The sequence below is a fragment of the Streptomyces purpurogeneiscleroticus genome (assembly GCF_020024005.1).
GTDB lineage: Bacteria > Actinomycetota > Actinomycetes > Streptomycetales > Streptomycetaceae > Streptomyces > Streptomyces purpurogeneiscleroticus.
On the sequence record NZ_NHSG01000342.1, the window covers coordinates 1 to 4,185 of the forward strand.

The window sequence follows — 4,185 nt, forward strand, 5'->3', positions numbered from 1 at the left end:
AGCTGGACGCGGTGGCGCAGGGTGGGCAGGGCCAGGGCCTTGACGTCGTCGGGGGTGACGTAATCGCGGCCGGTCAGCCAGGCCCAGGCGCGTGCCGTGGACAGCAGTGCAGTGGCACCTCGGGGGGAAACGCCGAGGGCCAGCGAGGGGGATTCACGCGTGGCACGGCAGATATCGACGATGTAGGCGGCGATGTCGGGGGACACCGCGGTCTTCGCTACGGCGGTCCGGGCGGCTTCGAGGTCGGCGGCGCCGGCGACGGGGCGTAGCCCGGCGGAGACCAGATCGCGGGGGCTGAAGCCCTCGGCATGCCGGGTGAGGATGCCGATCTCGTCCTGGCGGGCGGGCAGCGGGACCGTCAGCTTGAGCAGGAAGCGGTCGAGCTGGGCCTCGGGCAGCGGATACGTGCCCTCGTACTCCACCGGGTTCTGGGTCGCGGCGACCAGGAACGGCTCGGGGAGGGGCCGGGGCGTTCCGTCCACGGTCACTTGCCGCTCCTCCATGGCTTCGAGGAGGGACGCCTGTGTCTTGGGCGGAGTCCGGTTGATCTCGTCAGCGAGCAGGATGTTGGTGAAGACGGGGCCCGGCTGGAACGAGAACTCGGCGGTGCGCGCGTCGTAGACGAGCGAGCCGGTGACGTCGCTCGGCATCAGGTCAGGAGTGAACTGGACACGCTTCGTACCCAGGTCGAGCGCTGCCGCGAGGGAGCGGACGAGCAGGGTCTTGGCGACGCCGGGCACGCCTTCGAGCAGGACGTGGCCTCGGCAGAGCAGCGCGACGACCAGGCCGGTGACTGCGGGGTCCTGGCCGACGACTGCCTTGGCGATCTCGGTGCGCAGGGCCTCGAGGGAAGCTCGGGCGCGGTCAGCTGTCGGGGTGCTCACGAGGTGCGTGCCTCTCTTGGAGAAGGATCGAGCGTTCGAGGTCGTCGAGTTGGTCGGCCAGTTGGACCAGGGCCTTGTCGTCGCCGGGCGCGGGGCCGAAGAGCAGGGCGTGCAGGGCTGTACCGGATTCGCCGCGCGAGGTGAGGCGGGCGGCGACGGCCGGTACAAGGACGTCCGCAGTGTGCACATCGGAGGGAGGCACACCGACGAGGGGAGTCAGCCGGGTGCGGGTGGCGGAGCGCAGGACGGCGGCGGCCTGGTCGCGGGCATCGGCCTGCTGGTAGAGGCGGGCGCGGCCCTCGGTCGTCTCGGCTGCGGGCACGGTGACGGGCAGCCGTTCGGGGACGAGTGGGCCTAGCCGGCGGGCTCGCCAGAGGGCGGTGAGTACGGCGGCGATGGCCAGCTGCAGCAGTCCCCAGCGCCAGCCGGAGGGGATGAGGTCGAGGAAGGAGTGCTCGTGGTGCTGGGCGGTCGCGGGATCACTGACGGAGGGGAGGTACCAGACGAGATGACGGTGCGAACCGAGGAGTTGCAGGGCGAGCGAGGCGTTGCCCCGTTCCGCAAGCCTGTGGTTGTAGAGGGGCTCGGGAGCGCCGAGCAGCACGGTGTCGCCGGCGGCCGGACCGGTGCCGTCCGCCGCGTCGTCCGGCAGGCGGAGCAGTGTCGGCAGGCCGTTGACGAGGTAGCAGCGGTCGGCATCGGGCGCGGAGGTGCGGTAGCGGACCCCGCCGAGGTCGGCGTCGCCGGCGCGGCGGGCGGCGGGCAGGGTGCAGTCCGGCGCGCGCACGGTGGTGTCGGTGGGGTCCGCGGCTCGGGTGCCGGGGGCCAGCGCGTCGAGCGCCGCTTGGCCGGGGGCGAGGAGGATGGTGCGGCCGGTGGCGCGTGCGGTGGCCGTACGCAGGGTGCCGAGCTGCCGGTCGGTCAGCAGGTTCGGGTCGGTGATCAGCAGGGTGGTGTCGGGGCCCGCCGCGGCGGCGGCTTCGCCGGTGCTGGTCACGACGTCGGTTTTGACGCCCCGTTCGGACAGCAGGGTGGCGAGGGCGCGGCTGCCGGTGCGGTCGGCGGAGCGTGGGTCGAGACGGCCGTGCTGTTCGCCGGACTTCAGCGCGGCGATGGTGATGCCGCCCAGGGCGAGGATGAGGAGCGCGATCAGCAGGCCGCGGGAGCGCGCCCAGATCCTGGCGGCGGTGGGCGACACGGAGGTGGAGTACGCGGTCGGAGCGGTCATCCGGCGGCCCCGTGCTGGGCGGTGGTGAGGTCCGGTTTTGCCTGGCTCAGGTCGGTGTCCAGGGCGCTGAGCAGGGCGTACTCCTCAGCGATGCCGGGGCGGCGGCCGTATGTGATGCCGTCGAAGGTCCGGGCGGCGGCGCGCAGCCGGTCGGCGTGGGCCGGGAAGGCACGGCCGGCCTCGGTGGCCGCCTCGTCGGCGGTGCGTCCCGGTGCGGGTGTGAGCAGCGCGCGTTCCTCCAGGGCGAGGACGAGCGCACGCATCCGTTCCTGGACGGCGGGCGTCCAGTCGCTGCGGGCGGCGTGGGCCTCCGCGGCCGTACGGTGCTCGGTGGCGGTGCGGGGCCGGTCGGGGAAGAGCGCGGCGGCGGTGGTGGGCGTGCGGCGCAGTGCGCCGAGCCGCAGCCGGAGGGCGAGGAGCAGCAGCAGGACCACCAGGACGACGACGAGCAGTCCGACCCAGCCGCCGGGAGCCACTCCGGCGGCCGCGCTGAAGAGGTCGTCGATGCGCTTCCAGAGCCAATTGAGGGCTCGCTGGAGCGGGTTGGGGTCGTACTCGTGGTACCGCGGCTTGGACAGTTCGCGTTCCGCCGCCTCGCGGGCAGGGCCGCGCGGGATCTGTACGGGCACGTCGTCGCCGGTGCCCGCGAGGTGCTGCGCGAGCACGGCGACTCTCCCCCTGGCCGGCACCGCATCAGCTCCCGGGTGTGGCGCCGGGGGCCTCGTCGGTGCCGTAGCCGGGGAGGCCGGCCGCCCGCGCCAGCTCCAGGTCGAGGGCCTCGCGCCGGATCCGCTGGTCCATGTACAGGAGCGCGGTGACGCCGGCGCTGATCGGGAAGGTGACGGTCGAGCTGATCACGGCGCCGATGCCGACCACGATCAGGAAGGTCCAGCTGGTGGCGGCGTTGCCGGTCATCCAGCTCGTGACGCCCTCCCCGCCGAGCAGGAAGGCGATGATGGTGGCCGGGATCTGGACGATGAACTCCACGATCATCACGATCAGCACGGTGAGCAGCTGGATGCCCAGCACCCGCCACCAGGCGCCGCGTACGAGCTTGGCGGAGCGGCGCATGGACGTGATGACGCCCTGCTTCTCGAGCATCAGGGCCGGGGCGGCGAGGCAGTAGCGGATCCACAGCCAGACGCCGACGACCAGGCCGGCGAGCCCGCCGAGCACCGCGAGCGCCACACCGGCCGGTGCCGAACCGAGTACGGCGACGAGGACGCCGGGCACCAGGCCGACCGTGATGACGGCCGCGATGAGCAGCGGGAGCAGGAGGAGCAGGCCGAAGAGGCGGGGCAGTTGCCGGCGCGAGTCGCGCCATGCCTCACCGGTGGAGACCGAGCGGCCCAGGACGGCACGGCTGACGACGATGGTGATCAGCGCGGTGACGATCACCGTGCCGAGCATGGCGATGAACCAGGTGATGCCGCTGGCGGCGAGCTGGCCGCCGGCCTCGCGCATGACTTCCTCGACGTCCGCGTTCGGGTCGGTCCCGAGCGTCATGTTGTCGGTGCCCCGGAACCACACGCCCGTCACGACCGTGGCGACGGTCTGCGTGATCACCGCGACGACGAGCGAGATGCCCATCATGGTGCGCCAGTGCGCCCGCATCGTGGCCACCGCGCCGTCGAGGATCTCGTTGACGCCGAGCGGGCGCAGCGGGATGACGCCGGGCTTGGCCGCCGGAGGCGGCGGGGACCATGCGCCGCCCCAACCGGACCTGCCGCCGCCCCAATTGCCGCCGGGGCCGGACTGCCCGCCGTTCCAGCCCTGCTGGCCGCCCCAGCCGGGCCCGCCGCCGGGAGGGCCGCCCTGGGGGCCGGTGCCCGGCGCTCCCTCGGCCGGCGCTCCGGTCGGTGCTCCGCCGCTGGGCGCGGACCACTGGCCGGCCGGCGGCTGCTCCTTGGCCCACTGGACGGACGGCGGTTGACCCGTCGTCTGCTCCGGTGCGGGCGCAGGCTGCTGATCGGTGGTCTGCTGAGGTGTGGGCGTCGGCTGCTGATCCGCCGTCCCCTGCTCGTCCGCCGGGGCGTCCGCGGGCTGCGTGCCGGTGGGCTGCTCGGGCGGGGT

The 4,185-nt window shown here is 73.6% G+C and carries 4 protein-coding genes; all 4 read right to left on the minus strand.

The annotated features are described in order from the left end of the window. On the minus strand, positions 1-884 hold an 884-nt coding region (locus CCS38_RS22900), incomplete at its 3' end, for an AAA family ATPase (RefSeq protein WP_223735196.1). Then, positions 865-2,112, minus strand: coding sequence for a DUF4350 domain-containing protein (locus tag CCS38_RS22905; RefSeq protein WP_223735197.1), 1,248 nt, complete (start codon positions 2,110-2,112; stop codon positions 865-867). The genes CCS38_RS22905 and CCS38_RS22900, both read right to left, overlap by 20 nt. Continuing rightward, positions 2,109-2,777, minus strand: a complete 669-nt coding sequence (locus CCS38_RS22910; RefSeq protein ID WP_223735198.1) for a DUF4129 domain-containing protein — start codon at positions 2,775-2,777, stop codon at positions 2,109-2,111. Before CCS38_RS22910 ends, CCS38_RS22905 begins: the two co-directional genes overlap by 4 nt. A 28-nt stretch (positions 2,778-2,805) precedes the next feature. After that, positions 2,806-4,185 (minus strand): DUF7847 domain-containing protein (locus tag CCS38_RS22915; RefSeq protein WP_223735199.1); only part of this gene is annotated, 1,380 nt, incomplete at its 5' end.